General features: G+C 58.2%; 14 protein-coding genes. 3 read left to right on the top strand and 11 right to left on the bottom strand.

What is annotated here, in order from left to right; all coding sequences use genetic code 11:
- Nucleotides 1-13 precede the first annotated feature (13 nt).
- Complete coding sequence (locus tag V7730_RS07240) at nucleotides 14-622, bottom strand: glutathione S-transferase family protein (protein ID WP_335746928.1); 609 nt, start codon at nucleotides 620-622, stop codon at nucleotides 14-16.
- 72 nt (nucleotides 623-694) lie between these two features.
- Here V7730_RS07240 and V7730_RS07235 point away from each other — a divergent pair, with 72 nt between their 5' ends.
- The gene (locus tag V7730_RS07235; RefSeq protein ID WP_335746927.1) at nucleotides 695-1,093 is read left to right on the top strand and encodes an ectoine synthase; all 399 of its coding nucleotides are present in this window, start codon (nucleotides 695-697) and stop codon (nucleotides 1,091-1,093) included.
- Nucleotides 1,094-1,117: 24 nt separating this feature from the next.
- Here V7730_RS07235 and V7730_RS07230 read toward each other — a convergent pair whose 3' ends face one another.
- From V7730_RS07230 to V7730_RS07220, 3 genes are read right to left on the bottom strand one after another with little or no spacing between them, the layout of a single operon-like run.
- Nucleotides 1,118-2,161: a succinylglutamate desuccinylase/aspartoacylase family protein gene (locus V7730_RS07230; protein ID WP_335746926.1), complete on the bottom strand. Its 1,044-nt coding sequence runs from the start codon at nucleotides 2,159-2,161 to the stop codon at nucleotides 1,118-1,120.
- Nucleotides 2,158-3,063, bottom strand: coding sequence for a 30S ribosomal protein S6--L-glutamate ligase (gene rimK, locus V7730_RS07225; protein WP_335746925.1), 906 nt, complete (start codon nucleotides 3,061-3,063; stop codon nucleotides 2,158-2,160). The genes V7730_RS07230 and rimK overlap by 4 nt, the downstream gene beginning before the upstream one ends.
- Nucleotides 3,060-3,539 (bottom strand): ATP-dependent zinc protease family protein, encoded by a 480-nt coding sequence (locus V7730_RS07220; RefSeq protein WP_335746924.1) that lies wholly within the window; start codon nucleotides 3,537-3,539, stop codon nucleotides 3,060-3,062. Before V7730_RS07220 ends, rimK begins: the two co-directional genes overlap by 4 nt.
- 293 nt (nucleotides 3,540-3,832) lie before the next feature.
- Between V7730_RS07220 and V7730_RS07215 the strand changes: the two genes are divergently transcribed.
- Nucleotides 3,833-4,267 (top strand): PACE efflux transporter, encoded by a 435-nt coding sequence (locus V7730_RS07215; protein ID WP_335746923.1) that lies wholly within the window; start codon nucleotides 3,833-3,835, stop codon nucleotides 4,265-4,267.
- A gap of 62 nt (nucleotides 4,268-4,329) precedes the next feature.
- On the opposite strand, the gene V7730_RS07210 is transcribed toward V7730_RS07215, so the two are convergent.
- The 7 genes from V7730_RS07210 to xdhA are packed head-to-tail and all read right to left on the bottom strand — an operon-like array spanning nucleotide 4,330 to nucleotide 13,625.
- Nucleotides 4,330-5,403: a BMP family ABC transporter substrate-binding protein gene (locus tag V7730_RS07210; protein WP_335746922.1), complete on the bottom strand. Its 1,074-nt coding sequence runs from the start codon at nucleotides 5,401-5,403 to the stop codon at nucleotides 4,330-4,332.
- A gap of 51 nt (nucleotides 5,404-5,454) precedes the next feature.
- Nucleotides 5,455-6,375, bottom strand: coding sequence for an ABC transporter permease (locus tag V7730_RS07205; protein WP_335746921.1), 921 nt, complete (start codon nucleotides 6,373-6,375; stop codon nucleotides 5,455-5,457).
- The gene (locus V7730_RS07200) at nucleotides 6,375-7,457 is read right to left on the bottom strand and encodes an ABC transporter permease (protein ID WP_335746920.1); all 1,083 of its coding nucleotides are present in this window, start codon (nucleotides 7,455-7,457) and stop codon (nucleotides 6,375-6,377) included. Before V7730_RS07200 ends, V7730_RS07205 begins: the two co-directional genes overlap by 1 nt.
- 48 nt (nucleotides 7,458-7,505) lie before the next feature.
- Nucleotides 7,506-9,023 carry an ABC transporter ATP-binding protein gene (locus V7730_RS07195; protein WP_335746919.1) on the bottom strand — a complete coding sequence of 506 codons (1,518 nt, stop codon included), beginning with the start codon at nucleotides 9,021-9,023 and terminating at the stop codon, nucleotides 7,506-7,508.
- A complete protein-coding gene (gene xdhC / locus V7730_RS07190) occupies nucleotides 9,020-9,823 on the bottom strand; it encodes a xanthine dehydrogenase accessory protein XdhC (protein WP_335746918.1) in 804 nt (267 codons plus the stop codon). The genes V7730_RS07195 and xdhC overlap by 4 nt, the downstream gene beginning before the upstream one ends.
- Nucleotides 9,820-12,231 (bottom strand): xanthine dehydrogenase molybdopterin binding subunit, encoded by a 2,412-nt coding sequence (xdhB, locus tag V7730_RS07185; RefSeq protein ID WP_335746917.1) that lies wholly within the window; start codon nucleotides 12,229-12,231, stop codon nucleotides 9,820-9,822. Before xdhB ends, xdhC begins: the two co-directional genes overlap by 4 nt.
- Nucleotides 12,228-13,625, bottom strand: a complete 1,398-nt coding sequence (gene xdhA, locus V7730_RS07180) for a xanthine dehydrogenase small subunit (RefSeq protein WP_335746916.1) — start codon at nucleotides 13,623-13,625, stop codon at nucleotides 12,228-12,230. Before xdhA ends, xdhB begins: the two co-directional genes overlap by 4 nt.
- 276 nt (nucleotides 13,626-13,901) lie before the next feature.
- Between xdhA and dnaE the strand changes: the two genes are divergently transcribed.
- On the top strand, nucleotides 13,902-17,426 hold the full coding sequence (gene dnaE, locus V7730_RS07175; RefSeq protein ID WP_335746915.1) for a DNA polymerase III subunit alpha: 3,525 nt from the start codon (nucleotides 13,902-13,904) through the stop codon (nucleotides 17,424-17,426).
- The last annotated feature ends 23 nt before the right edge of the window (nucleotides 17,427-17,449 follow it).

Below are 17,449 nucleotides of genomic sequence, written 5' to 3'. Positions count from 1 at the left end.
ATGGCGCAGACTGCTAGACGCCGCCTTTTTCTACTGCGCGCTGATAGGCCGGACGTGCCTCAAGCGCGTCGACGAATGCCGCCAGCTTTGGATAGGCTTCGCGCCGCTCCAGCCGCATCGCGATTTGCGCAGGAAAGCTGAGCATGATGTCGGCGGCAGAGAGATCATCCAGCACGAAATGGCCCGACGGGCGCAGCATCTTCTCCATATAGGCAAAGTGGTTGTCGAGCTCGGACTGGATGCGTGGATGCAGCGGCGCGCCGGCCTCTCCCAGACGTCCTACGTAAAGATTGAGTAGGATCGGTGTCATGGCTGAACCTTCGGCGAAATGCATCAGCTCCAGATGCCGCAAGTGGGCTGGGGTACCTGCATCTGGGATCATCTGTGGGGCGTACTTGGCGCAAAGCAGCTCTGTTATCGCAGCACTCTCACAGACGGTTTCGCCGTCCATCTCGATCACGGGCGATTTGCCCAACGGGTGCACGTTGAGCAAGGCCTTGGGGGCCAGATTGGTTTTGCTGTCGCGTTCATGCAGGACAAAATCATAGGGCGCGCCGATCTCCTCCAATAGCCACAGAATTCGGAGCGAGCGGGACCTGTTTAGGTGATGCAATGTAATCATGAGATGAGCTTAAGGCGTTTGCATGGTTCTGCAAAGCACGCCAAGCTGGATGTGACGTAACGGGAGATCAGGATGATTGTCGCCAATAAACAAGAGCTGCGTGGTACAGCGCGGGATGCGCATGGTGAAGGCTGGGAAAGCCTGCGCCTGTTGGTCCGCTCGGACGGGATGGGGTTTTCAGTGACCGAAACGCGAGTATTGCCCGGTGCAGTTCTGCGCCTGCAATACAAGCACCACATCGAGGCATGTTATTGCATCGGTGGCGCGGGTGAAGTGATCGAGTTGGACAGCGGTAAGGTACACCCGATCCACGCCGGTGTTCTGTACGCGCCTAACAATCACGAGCGCCACGAGGTCCGCGTGCCATCCGGCGGAGAGACCTTGCATCTGATCTGCGTTTTCTCACCGGGGCTTGAAGGCGACGAAGTGCATGGGCCTGACGGCAGCTACCCCGCAGCGCGCGACGACTAGCCGCCGCTCACGCGGGGAGGGGGGTCAGATGATTTCATCCTCGTCGAACAAGGGCGCTTCTTCCAGCTGGCTCGCCAGTTCGTCCACGGCGGCCTCGGCCATATCGCCTGATTTCACATCTGCGATATGAAAAAGGGCGTCTCCCTCGTGCACAATCGGCACCACAGCACGGCCAACGATGATGCCGCTGTAGCGTGTCTTGATCTCGATCTCTTCTTCGCCAAACGGGTCCGAGATCGCGGCGACGACGTCGCCTTCGGTCACCACATCGCCTTCGGCCTTGAACATGCGCAGCAGCCCGCCCGCAGAGGCGCGCAGCCAGTGACTGTCGGCACACACTAGCGGTGCAGCTTTAGGCTTGGCGATGCCGGCTTTCGGCAATTGTCCGATGTCCTTGAGCACGCGCAAAATGCCGGCCACGCCCGCGCGCACTGACATCTCGTCAAACCGCATGCCTTCGCCCGCCTCGTACAAAAGCACATCAACGCCGATCTTCTTGGCCTCTTGCCGCAAGCTGCCATCGCGCAGCGCGCTTGTCAGGATAACAGGGGCGCCAAACGCCTTGGCCAGCCGCATGGTGTTGCGGTTGTTGGCCGAGACACGGATTTGCGGCAGGTTAATCCGGTTGATTGCAGCAGAGTGCAGATCAATCCCCAATGAGCACCGCGCGACTATCTCGTTGAGAAAGATATGCGCCAGACGCGAGCCGAGCGAACCGTGCGGAGACCCCGGAAAGCAACGGTTGAGGTCGCGGCGATCCGGCAGATAGCGAGAGTGGTTGAGGAAGCCGAAGGTATTCACAATCGGCACCACAATCAGTGTTCCGCGCAAGGACTTGAGGTTTTTGGAGCGCAGCAACCGCCGTACAATTTCGACCCCGATCACCTCGTCCCCGTGGATACCAGCGCTGACAAAGGTGGTCGGCCCGTCATTGCGGCCATGCACAATATGGGCTGACAGCGTGACAGGCGTGTGGTCCGATAGGGTGCTGACAGGAATTTCTATCGTCTTGCGGGTGCCTGCCTGAACAGCCTGCTCAGCAATCTTGAAATCAGGGCGCCGTTTCATCCCTTACCTTTGGTCTTTGTGGCGTTCGGCTTGGCGTTCTTTTCGATGTATTCGATGATCTTATCAGCAATATCGAGACCGGTTGCCTTCTCCACACCTTCAAGGCCGGGGGAAGAGTTCACCTCCATCACCACTGGCCCGTGGTTCGAGCGCAGCATGTCCACGCCGCACACATTCAGCCCCATTGATTTGGCAGAACGCACTGCGGTCGAACGTTCTTCGGGTGAGAGTTTGATTACTTCGGCAGAGCCGCCGCGGTGCAGGTTTGAGCGGAAGTCATCCTTGGCACCCGTGCGCTTCATCGCGGCGACGACCTTGCCGCCCACAACGATCGCGCGGATATCGGTGCCGCCTGCTTCCTTGATGAACTCTTGCAGCAGGATGTTCACGCCCGCGCCGCGAAACGCCTCAACCACGGACACGGCAGAGCGTTTGGTGTCGGCCAGAACAACACCGATTCCCTGTGTGCCTTCCAACAGCTTGATCACCACAGGCGCGCCACCGGCAAGCTCAAGCACTTCGTCGGTTTGCTTGGGATCATGAGCGAAGGTTGTGACTGGCAGGCCAATCCCGTCACGGGCCAGCAATTGCATCGAACGCAGCTTGTCGCGAGAGCGGCCGATACCAACGCTCTCATTGAGCGGATAGACGCCCTGCATCTCGAACTGGCGCAGCACGGCTAGGCCGTAGAAGGTGACCGACGCCCCGATGCGCGGGATGATCGCGTCATACCCCTCAAGCTTTTCACCATTATAATACACCTCTGGTCGGCGCGAAGCGATGTTCATGTAGCAGCGTAGCGTGTTGATGATATCCAGCGTATGACCACGCGCTTCGGCCGCCTCTTTCAGGCGCTTGTGCGAATAGAGATTCGGGTTGCGGGCGAGCATTGCAATTTTCATCGGTCGGATCCTTCGAATACGGGTTTGTCGCTCACCAGGTATGATTTGCCCGGATGCACAAGGATGTTGCGGTTGCGCAGCGCGCGGCGGCCCAGAATGAGAGGAAAGCGCATGGTTCCGCGATCCGTCAGGGAAATGTCGATATTCCACCGCCGCCCTGCCAATACCATAGGGGTGCGGATGACGATACGAGTCTCTGGCGTGCCGCTGGTGTTTGTGATTGCGCGCTTTGTGTGTACGGGGAACTCACAAGTCTGCCCTTGGGTGCCCGCAGGGGAAGGTGCAGTGAAACGCACCCATTTTTCGCCGTCTTTCTGAAATGTTTCGATGTTCTCGGCATGAAGGGCGGTTGTCTTGGCACCGGTGTCCACCTTCACAGCAAAGTCGTGCAGGCCCATTTGCGGTAGGCTTATACATTCGTGCCAGCCTACCACCAGAAAGGACTGCAGAATTTCGGTCGTGTATGTCTTGATCATCGAATTGTCCGTGAGAAAGCGGGAAGCAGTCGCTGCCCAGTTGATGCGCGGTGTAGCAGTGGCAGGCGCATCCCGAAAGAGGGACAATGCCCCCGAAACAATTGGCACGACGTGACCTGCTGGAACCCAACGATGATATGCAATCCGGTGCAAAGGGCTGCGCGCGCTATAATTATTTCTGGAGGCGAAGGTGTTGAAAGCATGAACCCCTCGTGCCATTTAACGTGGTTTGAGGACGACCTCCCCGAATGGATCATCGCCGGGACGACCCAGCACTTTCTTTGAGGTTACCCATGCGCTCCTTTCTTGATCGTTTACGTCACGCCATCAGTTTTGAAATCATCGGACTGATTCTTGTTGTTCCGTTGGGGGCACTGCTGTTCCACGTCCCGCTTGCTGATTTCGGCATTGTTGGTGTAGTGAGTGCGACGCTCGCGACATTATGGAACATGGGTTATAATTATATGTTCGATAGGACCCTCCAGCGCGTCTATGGCAGCACTCTGAAAACACGTCCTATCCGGTTTGTGCACGCCAGTTTGTTCGAACTGGGTTTGTTGATTGTCCTTATGCCTTTCATCGCATGGTACCTTGGCGTTTCGCTTTGGCAGGCATTTGTGATGGATGTGTCGTTTGCTGTTTTCTATATGATCTATGCGTTCGGCTTTAACTGGGCCTACGATGCGCTCTTCCCGTTACCGGAATGGCAAAACGCATCAACTGAATAAGCATCCAAAAAAAAGGCCCCGCGAAACCGCAGGGCCTTTCCAGTTTCAGGTGTCGACGTCGCTTATTGCGGGATGTCGCCCTCGATGCCTTCAACGTAGAAATTCATGCCGGCGAGAGTGCCATCGTCTGCTGTCTCGCCTTCGGCAAGGAATGCGGAACCGTCTTGCTTGTTCAGCGGGCCGGTGAATGCGTGGTAGGAACCGTCTGCCAATGACGCTTTGAGCGCGAGCGCATCTGCTTTCACGTCGGCAGGAACTGCTTCGGAAATCTCGCCGATGCCTACCATGCCGGCGCCGATGCCGTCCCATGTGTCTGTTGAAGTCCATGTGCCGTCCATGACTGCTTTGGTGCGCGCAATATAGTAAGGCGCCCAGTCATCAATGATGGAAGAGACGCGCGGGAAGGGCGCGTACTGGCTCATGTCGGACGCCTGACCGAATGTCACAACGTTGCCCGCTTCCTGAGCCGCGGCCTGTGGCGCAGTGGAATCGGTGTGCTGCAAAATCACGTCAGCGCCTTGCTCGATCAGAACCTTGGCTGCGTCGGCTTCTTTGGCTGGATCAAACCACGTGTAGGCCCAGACGATTTTGAACTGCACATCTGGGTTTGCCTTGCGGGCGTGGATGAAGGCAGAATTAATGCCGCGGATAACTTCGGGGATCGGGTAGGAGCCGATGTAGCCAACAGTGTTCGACTTAGTCATCTTGCCCGCGATGTGGCCCTGAATGGCGCGGCCTTCATAAAAGCGCGCGGAATAGGTGCTGACGTTGTCGGCACGTTTGTAGCCTGTGGCGTGCTCGAACTTCACATTCGGGAACTTCGCCGCTACGTTGATCGTCGGGTCCATGTAGCCAAAGGAGGTGGTGAAAATCAGGTCGGCACCGTCAAGCGCCATCTGCGTCATCACACGCTCGGAGTCGGGGCCCTCTGCCACGCTCTCGACAAACACGGTCTCAACCGCATCGCCGAATTCTGCTTCAATAGCCTCGCGACCTTTGTTGTGCTCATACGTCCAGCCGCCGTCGCCGATCGGGCCGACAAAGACGAAGCCGACTTTGGTTTTTTCTTCGGCAAAGGCCGCTGTGGCCATGCCGGCAACCAGCGCTGCGCTGGCCAGCAGTTTGGTGAAGTTCATTTGGTTTCTCCCCAGTTGGTCTTGGTCCGCGCTATGGCGGATTAAATTGCCTCAGGACGAGGCGTGGAAAATGCGTCCCAGTGATCCCGGTGCAGCGCTTTTATCGCGCGACAGAAACACAAGAACGACAATGGTAATAACGTAGGGCGACATTGCCAGATATTCGACAGGAATGGCAACGCCCGCACCTTGCAGATTGAGCTGTAATTGAACAAGGCCGCCAAAAAGATAGGCACCCAGCAACACGCGAAACGGCTTCCACGAAGCAAACACAACCAGCGCGAGAGCGATCCAGCCGATACCGGCAGTCATTCCTTCGGTCCACTGCGGCACGCGGATAAGACTGATGTAAGCACCACCCACGCCCGCGCAGGCACCACCGAACATTATGGCCAGCGTGCGGATGCGTTTTACTTTAAATCCAAGCGCATGGGCCGCATCGTGATTTTCGCCCACGGCGCGCAGGACCAGCCCCGCACGTGTGAACTTGAGCGCGGCCCAGACCGCAATCACCAGCAGGATGCCAAAATAGACGATGATGTCATGGCTCAGAAAGATCGGCCTGATCACGGGGATGTCGCCCAATAGGCCAAAATTCACATCCGGAAGGCGGGGCGGTTTGACCCCGACATAGCTTTGGCCCAACAGCGCCGAGAACCCCAAACCGAATAGGGTGAGCGCGAGGCCAGAGGCAACCTGATTGGCCAGCATCACCTGCGTCAAAAACGCAAACAACAGGCTCAGCGCTGCGCCGCCGACAGCCGCCGCGACAAAGCCAAGCAGGGGCGAGCCGGTCTCAACCGCTGTGGCAAAGCCACAGATTGCGCCCATGATCATCATGCCCTCGACACCAAGGTTGAGCACGCCGGTTTTCTCCACCACCAATTCGCCAATAGCGGCAAAGATCAGGGGTGTTGCGGCGACGAAGAAGCCGGCGATAAAGAGGATCGGATTAATTGCTGACAGGTCCATTATACGGTCTCCCTGCCGCCAAGGCGCAGCTTGTAATTGGTGAAAAGATCAAAGGCGAGCAGGAAGAACAGCAGCATCCCCTGAAAGACTTGAATTGCCGCAGCAGGTAAACCCATCTTGGATTGCGCGATGTCTCCGCCGATGTAAGTGAGCGCCATCAGCCCGCCTGCCAGCAAGATGCCAACAGGATGAAGCCTGCCCAAAAAGGCCACGATAATTGCGGTGAAACCGTAGCCCACGTTAAAGTCGATGGTGACCTGTCCCGCAGGGCCGGACACCTCGAACACGCCTGCCAGCCCTGCCAAAAGTCCCGAAAGGCCAAGGCAAAACACTATCAATCGGGTTGGGTTCACGCCTGAGAACGCCGCCGCACGCGGCGCATCGCCTGTGACCCGAATGGCAAAGCCCAACCGGTGCCGCGCCAGCAAAACATAGGCGAAAATAACCGCGATGAATGCCGCGACAACGCCCCAGTGCATACCTGTACCCGCCACTACTTCCGCATTATGCGCGCTGGCATATTGTTGCAGGTTTCGCGATCCGGGAAAGCCGAACCCTTCGGGGTTTTTCAAAAGACCAAGCGACATAGAGGCCAGAAACTGCTCGGCCACATAGACAAGCATCAGCGATACTAGAATTTCGTTGGTGCCGAATTTCACCTTCAGTACCGCAGGTATCATCGCCCAGATCCAGCCGCCGAAGGCACCTGCCAATACCATCAGCGGAAAGATCAGCGCACTTTCTGTCGGATAGAAAGCAAGCCCCACGCCAGCACCAAAGAGCGCGCCCACGATGTACTGCCCTTCTGCGCCGATGTTCCAGATGCCGGCTTTGAAACCCAGACTTAGGCCGATGGCGATCAACACCAGCGGCGCGCCTTTGATCAACAGTTGCGGACGGTAGAAAAACGCGAATTCGCCAAACACCGGCTCCCAAAAGATCGTCCTGATCGCTTCGAGGGGGTCCTTGCCGAGAACGGCAAACAGCAGGCCGCCAAAGATCATTGTTGCAAGCACAGCCAGTATTGGCGCTGCGATCGAGAACGCGCGGCTGGGCTCGGGGCGCTTTATCAAAGAAATCATGCGCTGCCCTCCGCGATTGTGTTGTTGTTTAGGTCAAATTCTGTGGCCTCAAACATGTGCCACCTCCATGCCGTGCGCGCCGCCCATCATTAGGCCGATCTCCTCCACGGTGATGCCCTGCGCTGGGCGCGGCTCTGACAGGCGCCCTTCGTTCAGCGCGGCGAAGCGGTCGGAGATTTCCATCAATTCGTCCAGATCCTGACTGATCACGATGATCGCCGCACCATTCTCTGCCAGATCCAGCAACGCCTGTCGGATCGCCGCCGCTGCGGAAGCATCGACGCCCCATGTCGGTTGGTTAACCACAAGGACTTCAGGGCGCTGCATCACCTCGCGACCGATAACAAATTTCTGCAAGTTACCGCCAGAAAGTGAACGCGCAGCGGCGCGGGGGCCGGGGGTGCGCACGTCAAATTTCTCAATCACCCGCTCGGCAAAGCGGGTGGCGGCCGGCCAGTTCAAAAAGCCGCCCCGATCCAACCCTTCACGCACAGCGCCCGTCAGCATCGCGTTTTCGGTGAGCGACATATCAGGTGCCGCTGCATGTCCCATCCGTTCTTCAGGCGCGGATAGTAGGCCGCGTAAGCGCCGCGCAGTAGGTCCAAGCGGGCCGATATCTTCGCCTTTGAACGCAACCATGCCGCGGGCAACAGCTCGTTCGCCGGACAGGGCGGCCAACAGCTCGTCCTGCCCGTTGCCAGCAACGCCGCCAATGCCCAGCACTTCGCCGGCACGCAGCTCCAGCGAGATATATTTGAGGGACATGCCAAACGTATTGGGGGCGGGGGCGCTTAGTCCAGTAAGGCTTAGCACGACATCACCGGCGGCCTGTCCGGCGCGCGTGGGTGTCTGCAACAACTTGCCGACCATAAGCTCGGCCATCTCGCGCGCAGTTGTCTCACGCGGAACGCAGTCGCCTACGACCTTGCCCAGACGCAGGATTGTGGCGCTATCACACAGGCTGCGGATTTCTTCGAGCTTGTGTGAGATATACAATATCGCTGTGCCCTCGGCGCTGAGCTTGCGCAGGGTTTTGAACAGGATTTCCACCTCCTGCGGTGTAAGTACCGAAGTAGGTTCGTCCATGATGAGCAGCTTTGGCTCTTGCAAAAGGCAGCGGATGATCTCGACTCGCTGCCGCTCACCTGCCGAAAGATCGCCCACGTTGCGGTCGGGGGACAGGGGCAAGCCATAAGTCTCGGACACTGTGGTGATCTTGGCCGACAGGTCGCTCAGACGCGGTGCGTTTTCCATGCCGAGCGCGATGTTCTCTGCCACGGTCATCGCATCAAAAAGCGAGAAATGCTGGAACACCATGCCAACCCCTGCGGCACGCGCCGCGCGCGGCTCTGTGGGGGCGAAGGGCTGGCCATGCATCTGCATCGTGCCACTGTCGGGTTTCACCAGCCCGTAGATCATTTTCACCAGCGTCGACTTGCCGGCGCCGTTCTCTCCGAGCAGGGCGTGAACCTCCCCCGGCGCGATCTGGAGCGAGACATCGTCATTGGCAACCACGCCCGGATACGCTTTGGTCAAGGCGGTGAGCGAAAGCAGAGGTGCGGTCATTGGGCGAAGGTCCTTTGGTCGGCGGCACTATCATCCATGGCTTGCGCCTGTTGCAAGAGCTGTAGCGCGGTAGAATGGGCGATCTGGTCGGGGTGTTTGCCTGAGGTCTTATCGCCAATGGGGCAAGTGATGCGTGTGGCAGGAAGGCCGATATCATTCAAGCGTTTGAAAAAACGGGTCTTCTTCGTCTCTGAGCCGATCAGGCCACACCATGAAAATCCGTGTGCCAACAATGCGCTGCACAGCGCCAAATCGATCTCGTGGGAGTAGGTGACGATGATATGCCGTGCAGATTTCGGGGCATGGTGAGCCATCCGAGGCATATCCAAGGCAGGCAGTACCGTAATCCCTTCGGGAGCCAAATCGGGAAAGCGCTCTGGGCTGGTATCGATCCAAGTAATGTCGAAAGCTCCAAGCGGAGCGATGCGACGGACCAGCGCGCGCCCTACGTGTCCCGCGCCCCAGATCCATAAAGGCCCGAGCTGTTGTTCAAAAGATGACAGTTGCGCAAGGTTCTGTCCGCTGTCCACCGGCTGCGGGTCACGACCATAACGCAAGGAGACGGAGCCGCCACAGCATTGGCCCAGATCGGGACCAAGAGGGATGGTCTCAGTATGATTGTTGCGGCCTTCGCAAATCATCGCGCGTGCAGTTGTGATGGCACGCAGTTCAAGCGCGCCACCGCCAATGGTGCCTAGTGTCGCCTGGGGCGTGACGCACATCGCGGTTCCTGCATCGCGCGGGGCTGATCCGCGCGTGCGGGTGATCTCGACGTAAATCGCGTTGTTCGTTTCGGTCATGACGGCTGCCCTGCGCGGGCCTTGGCGATTGCCGCCATGACGGCTTCGGCGGTCGCCGGGGTTTGGAGGTCGGCATAACCCTTCCCGCAAGCAGCTACAGCATCAGCAAGGGCAGACCATGCCGAGATGCCCAACATAAATGGCGGCTCCCCCACCGCTTTGGAGCGGTAGATGGTCTGTGCGGGATTGGGCTGGTCCCAGGGGGCCACGTTGAACACATCTGGTCGGTCCGAGCAGGCTGGGATTTTGTAGGTTGAGGGCGCGTGGGTTTTCAATGCCCCAGTGTCATCCCACACTAGTTCCTCGGTTGTGAGCCAGCCAGCCCCTTGGACATATCCGCCTTCGATCTGCCCGATATCAAGCGCAGGATTCAGAGATTGGCCGGCATCATGCAGGATGTCGGTGCGCAGTATCCGGTTTTCGCCAGTTAGCGTGTCAATCACCACTTCGCTTATGGCCGCGCCATAGGCGAAGTAGAAAAACGGCCTTCCGCGCCCTGTAATCCGGTCCCACTGGATGTCTGGGGTTTTGTAAAAGCCGGTAGCGGAAAGACTGATCCGCGCCTCATAGGTAAGCTGCGCTGCCTGTGCAAAGGTCAGCTCTTCTGCACCCGCATACACAATCCCGTCTGAGAACCGTACTTCGGCAGCGCTGCAGTTATAGAGAGAAGCAATACGCTCAGCCATACGGTTACGTATAGTGCCGCACGCGTTCTGAACCGCCATGCCGTTGAGGTCGGTGCCGGAGCTGGCAGCGGTGGCAGAGGTGTTGGGGACCTTCGCCGTATCGGTCGCAGTAATCCTGATCTGAGCGAGCGGTACGCCGAATTCCGCAGCTGCAACTTGAGCCACCTTCTGGAACAGTCCCTGTCCCATCTCGGTGCCGCCGTGGTTTAGGTGGATAGAGCCGTCCTGATACACATGCACTAAAGCGCCAGCCTGATTAAGGTGAGTGAGGGTAAATGAAATCCCGAATTTTACAGGTGTCAGCGCGATCCCGCGTTTCAAGATGGGTTGCTTGCTGTTCCACTCGGAAATGGCTGCGCGGCGGTTTGGATAATCAGCGTTCTCGCTCAAACGGTCTACGAGCGCATTGATAACGCAGTCGGCAACCGGCTGATGATATGGCGTCGTCTGCAGGTCGTTCGGCGCTGATGGCGGGCGTGGCTGAGGCGACACCACGCTTTGTGCACCACGGCTTGCCAGATCAGTATGAGGCGCGGTTGAATTGGCGGGTTGTTCAGGAAGCGCCTGCAGATCCGTACGGCTATCACGATAGAAATTCACGCGTCGCACATCAAGGGGGTCCAACCTTAGATGAGTTGCGATATGATCCATCACCCGCTCGATCCCGACAATACCCTGCGGCCCCCCGAAGCCACGAAAAGCCGTTGCACTTTGCGTGTTGGTCTTCAGGCGGTGAGACGTGATCCGCACATGCTCCAGATGGTAAGCGTTGTCGGCGTGAAGCATCGCACGGTCAGCAACTGGCAGACTAAGGTCCATCGCCCACCCGCAACGCGCGTAGTGGGTGAAATCCACTGCCGTAAGCTTGCCGTCTGGTTCGAAACCTACGGTATACTCGACCCGGAAATCATGACGCTTGCCGGTGATGATCATATCGTCGTCACGGTCGTAACGCATCTTGCACGGACGGCCTGTTGCGCGGGCCGCAATGGCGCAGGCCACGGCCAGCGCATTGCCTTGGCTTTCCTTGCCGCCAAAACCGCCGCCCATGCGCCGCGTCTCCACGCGCACGGCATGCATCGGCAGTCCGATTGCTTCAGCGACTTTGTGCTGGATTTCAGTGGGGTGCTGGGTAGAGCTGTGAACCAACATATCGCCACTCTCACCGGGCAGGGCGAGGGCTGCTTGACCTTCAAGATAGAAGTGCTCCTGTCCGCCTATCTCGATCCTGCCGGTCAGGCGCTTGGCCGCTGTTGCAAGGGCATTCTCGATATCGCCTTTGCCATAAATGCGCGGCCCTTCTTCGAACCGGCTGTTCGCGGTGAGCGCCTGATCAATGGTGAGGATCGGCTGTTCTTCTTGGATGTCAACCACACCCAGCCGCGCCGCGGCACGGGCGGCGAGGTGACTGCCAGCAATCACCATAAACAACGGTTGGCCAACATAATGTAAGGTGCCGTCAGCCAGCAGCGGTTCATCATGGTTCGAGGGCGAGACATCATTGGCAAAAGGAAGATCGTCGGCGGTAAGTACCGCAATCACTCCGGCCCCAGCACGCACGGCTTCAAGATCCATCGCACTGATGCGCCCACGCGCGACCTTGCTCAGCCCGAATGCGAGGTGCAGCGTTCCTGAGGGTGTGGGAATGTCATCAACGTAGCGGGCAGCGCCAGTGACATGCAGCCGGGCAGCGTCGTGGGGCAGGGATTTGGTGACGCTCATGCGCGGACCTCCTGCAGGTTAGTGAGCGTTTCAGAGCCAGAACCGCTTATTTCATGGTAGGCCCGAAGCAACATGTTCTGCGCACTGGTCATTCGGTAGTCGGCAGACGCGCGCATGTCAGACAGAGGCGTGAAATCCTTGGCCAAGGCATCTATCGCAGCTTCAATCGTCGCAAGCGTCACGGGCTGGCCCCGCAAAGCTGTTTCGGCAGAACTCGCCCTTGCGGCCGTGCCAGCCATGCCGCCAAAGGCAAGGCGGACGTCGCCAAACCGGTTCTCCGAGATCGGCAGGTTCAGGCAACCGCACACAGCCGAGATATCTTGATCGAACCGCTTTGAAAGCTTGTAGCAATAAAGAGTGTCCGCCTGGGCGGGAATGCTTATGGCTTCGACAAATTCACCCGCGCGTCGATCTTGCTTGCCATAGGAAATGAAGAAATCCTCCAGCGGCATCTCGCGGCGCACATCGGCTTTTCGAAGATGCAAGGTCGCGCCCAAAGCGATCATTGCAGGGCTACCATCCCCGATGGGAGAGCCGTTTGCAATATTGCCGCCCAGCGTCGCCGCTGCGCGCACCTGAGCCGAGCCGTACCGCCGCAGCATTGCGCCAAGGCTGGGGAAGTGGGGCGCGAGGTTTTGCTCAAGCTCGGCGATTGTGGTCATTGCGCCGATGCGCCAACCCTTGGCGGTCTCTTCGATGCCGCGCAAATCTGCGCAATGGCCCAGAAAGATTACCTCACCCAGATCGCGCATCTGTTTTGTCACCCAAAGGCCAACATCGGTCGCTCCTGCAATCAATGTTGCGTCGGGTTGCGCTGCATAGAGCGCGGCCAATGCGTTAGCTGACCAAGGGTGAGGTGAGTGCGTCGCCCCCGCAGCATTCGGCTGCTCCATTGGGATGTTTTCGGTCATAGAATATAGATGTGCGGGGACAGGTTGTGTGCTGGCTTGCTTGGCTGCACGGATGATGGGCGCATAGCCTGTGCAGCGGCATAGGTTTCCGGCGAGCGCCGTGTCATGATCCGTGTCATTATTGAGATGTGCGGTGGCCATACTCATGACAAAACCGGGGGTGCAAAAGCCACATTGACTGCCGTGCTTGTCTATCATGGCTTCTTGTACCGGGTGCAGCGTGCCATCGGCTGCGGCAAGACCTTCGACAGTCGTGACGTGTTTGCCCTCAAGTTGTGGCAGGAACAATATACAGGCGTTGAGGGGGCGGTGACCTGCGGCATCGGTGACCATCACGGTACATGCGCCGCAATCGCCTTCGTTACAGCCTTCTTTCGTGCCTGTCAGATGGCGCTCTTCGCGCAGCCAATCAAGCAGGGTCGTCGTGGCAGAAGGGTCCGTCAAAGCGACGGGTTTGCCGTTGAGCAAAAATGAGACGTACATGGGGAAGACCCCGCCGCGGTACCAATGGCTTGGCGCGGCCTGCGTTCGATGCGGCGTAGAAGACAGTCGCGGCCTTAAGGCTACGGCGGGGGGCTGGGATTTGGCAAGGGTTTTGGTGGCCACAAATGCCGGATGCCCGATGATTTGGTCAAACGGCCAGAAATTCTAGCTGAATTCCACGATGCCGTGCACCGATTGGACCAATTGATAGACGACGCTGCGCTACATGTTGTTTTCTCGGTAGAGGCTTTTCCGGATAAAGACTAAGCTTAGGGGATGAGCAATTTCCCCCGATTCATTCACCTGCGTACCCATTCCGAATACTCGCTTTTGGAAGGCGCGCTGCGCGTCAAAAAACTGCCTGATATGTGCGCGAAGGCGGACATGCCTGCCCTTGCGCTGACAGATACAAATAACATGTTCGCCGCGCTGGAATTTTCGGTGGGTATGTCGGGTGCGGGCATTCAGCCTATCATCGGATGCCAGGTCGATCTTGAGTACGTGATGCCGCAGCCCGGTGAAAAGCCGCGCGCGCCTGCTCCAGTTGTTTTGCTGGCCCAGACCGAACGCGGATACGAGCATCTGATGAAGCTCAATTCCTGCCTTTACCTTGATAAGGGTGGGGCTGTGCCCCAGGTCACGATGCAGGAATTGTCGCAGTATGCAGCGGATGTGATTTGCCTCACAGGCGGTCCCGGAGGGCCTGTAGGACTGTTGCTGCAAAGCAATCAGCGCCCGGCGGCTGAGGCTTTCATGCAGCAGTTGCATGCGGCCTTTGGCGACAGGCTGTATATTGAATTGCAGCGCCACCCGGGTGAGAGCGGCGCACCAGAGGTCGAGCGTCTGACCGAGCGCGGATTTGTCGAGATGGCCTATGCTATGGGCATCCCGCTGGTGGCGACTAATGACGTCTATTTCCCTGCATCCAAAATGTACGAGGCGCATGACGCGCTGATCTGCATCTCTGAAGGGGCTTATGTGGACCAGCAGGAAGGCCGCCGCCGCCTGACGCCACAGCACTATTTCAAAACTCAGGCCGAAATGGTCACGCTGTTTGCCGACCTTTCCGAAGCGATCGACAACACGGTCGAGATTGCCAAACGCTGCGCGTTCCAAACCTATCGCCGTGATCCGATCTTGCCCAAGTTCGCCGATGACGAAGTCGCGGAGTTGCGCCGACAGGCTCAGGAAGGGCTCAAGGCGCGGCTGGCGATCATCCCGCATGCGGCAGATGTATCGGTCTATGAAGAACGGCTGGAGTTTGAGCTGAGCATCATTGAGGGAATGGGATTCCCCGGCTACTTTCTGATCGTTGCCGACTTTATCAAATGGGCCAAGGATCAGGGAATTCCAGTTGGACCGGGCCGTGGTTCTGGTGCGGGCTCTCTCGTGGCTTATGCGCTGTTGATTACCGATCTAGACCCACTGCGCTATTCATTGCTGTTTGAGCGTTTCTTGAACCCCGAACGTGTCAGCATGCCCGACTTCGACATCGACTTTTGCATGGACCGGCGCGAAGAAGTTATCCGCTATGTGCAAAAGAAATACGGCCGTGACCGTGTGGGGCAGATCATTACCTTTGGTGCGCTGTTGTCCAAGGCTGCCGTGCGCGACATTGGCCGCGTGCTGCAGATGCCATACGGGCAGGTCGACCGTCTGTCTAAGATGATCCCAGTGGAGGGGGTTAAGCCCGTCTCGATCGAGAAGGCGCTGGCTGATGAGCCGCGCCTGCGCGAAGAAGCACGGAACGAGGAAGTTGTCGCGCGTCTGCTGGAATACGGCCAGCAGGTCGAAGGCTTGTTGCGTAATGCCTCCACCCACGCGGCGGGTGTCGTGATCGGGGATCGCCCGTTGGACGAGTTGGTGCCGCTGTACCAAGATCCGCGCTCTGACATGCCGGCAACCCAGTTCAACATGAAATGGGTTGAGCAGGCGGGTCTGGTCAAGTTCGACTTTTTGGGTCTGAAGACCCTGACCGTGATCCAGAACGCGGTGGACCAGATCAATGCCTCTGGCCGCCATCTGCACATCGCAGCTGACGGGACCGAACTGTTCGTGCCGCCCGAAGGGTTGATGGATGATATCTCGACCATTCCGCTGGATGATGAAGCGTCTTACAAACTTTATGCTGCTGCCAAGACAGTCGCGGTGTTTCAGGTTGAAAGTTCGGGCATGATGGATGCGCTCAAGCGCATGAAGCCTACGTGTATCGAAGATATCGTGGCCTTGGTGGCGCTTTACCGCCCCGGTCCGATGGAGAACATCCCGACCTATTGTGAGGTGAAAAACGGGCTTAAGGAACGCGAAAGCGTCCACTCTTCGATTGATCACATCCTTGAGGAAACCCAAGGCATCATCGTTTATCAGGAACAGGTGATGCAGATTGCGCAGGTCATGGCGGGCTACAGCCTTGGTGGCGCCGATCTGTTGCGCCGCGCGATGGGTAAGAAGATAGCCGAAGAAATGGCCAAAGAACGGCCTAAATTCGAAAAAGGCGCCATGGCAAATGGCGTCGACAAAAAGAAGGCGAGCGAGGTCTTCGACCTTCTGGAAAAATTCGCTAACTACGGTTTCAACAAATCCCACGCGGCGGCCTATGCGGTTGTAAGCTACCAAACGGCATGGCTCAAAGCGAACCATCCGGTGGAGTTCCTGGCAGGTGTGATGAACTGTGATATCCACCTGACAGACAAGCTGGCCGTGTACTTCGAGGAAGTGCGCAAGCGTCTTGAACTGCCTTGGGTGCCGCCCTGCGTGAACCGGTCTGATGCGACGTTCAAGGTGGTCGATGGTGCGCTCGTTTACGCTTTGGGAGCGCTCAAGAACGTCGGTGTCGAGGCGATGAAGCTGATCACCGAAGGGCGCGACGGGAAACCCTTTGCCACACTGTTTGACCTTGCACGCCGTGTTGATCTTAAGCGCGTGGGCAAGCGACCGCTTGAGATGCTTGCACGGTCAGGTGCGTTTGACGTTCTCGATTCAAACCGCCGCCGCGTCTTCGGCGCGCTCGACCCGTTGGTCGCCTATTCCGCCGCGATCCATGAGCAGAAAGCATCCAATCAGGTGTCGCTCTTTGGTGAGGCCGGCGATGATCTGCCAGAGCCGCGCATGATGCCCAGCGATGACTGGGAAGCCCCCGAACGGTTGAATGAAGAGTTCAAGGCGGTAGGATTTTACCTGTCAGGCCATCCGCTGGATGATTACATGGGCCCGCTCAAGCGTAAGTGGGGCAGTGACCGTGGCGTGCCGTTCCTGACGCTGGATGAGCTGACAGACAAGGTAGCCGACCGTGGCGCGATGAACGCCCGCCTTGCAGGCGTGGTGGCCGGCCGCCAAGAGCGTAAATCGGCGCGCGGCAACCGCTTTGCCTTTGCCCAACTCTCTGATCCCACGGGCGCTTATGAGGTCACGCTGTTCTCTGACACGTTGGAGCTGTGCCGCGATCATCTGGAAACCGGATCCAAGGTCGTTGTGACCGTAGAGGCCACGATGGAGAGCGACCAGCTTAAGCTGCTGGGGCGTGGCGTGATCCCGATTGACACGGCCGTGGCGGACGCGGGCAGTATGGGACTGCGCATCTACATCGAGACGCCAAGCGCGGTTGCCGCTGTGTCTGAAGTGCTGGAAGGCGCACGGCAAGCCGCCAAGTCAGCAGGCAAAGGGCCGATCCAGTTGTGCCTCATGGACCCTGCGTTGCCCGGTGAGGTCGAAGTCGATCTGGGTATGGAATTCCCCGTTACGCCGCAAATCAAAGGGGCGATACGCTCTTTGGGTGGCGTGCTGGAGGTCGAAGAAATCTAGACGCAACTTTCCATCGGCGCGGC

Origin of the sequence: Sulfitobacter sp. (assembly GCF_036961165.1) — a bacterium.
Lineage (GTDB): Bacteria > Pseudomonadota > Alphaproteobacteria > Rhodobacterales > Rhodobacteraceae > Sulfitobacter.
Note: the sequence above shows the minus strand (reverse complement) of the source record. Positions and strands in the feature narration are given on the sequence as shown.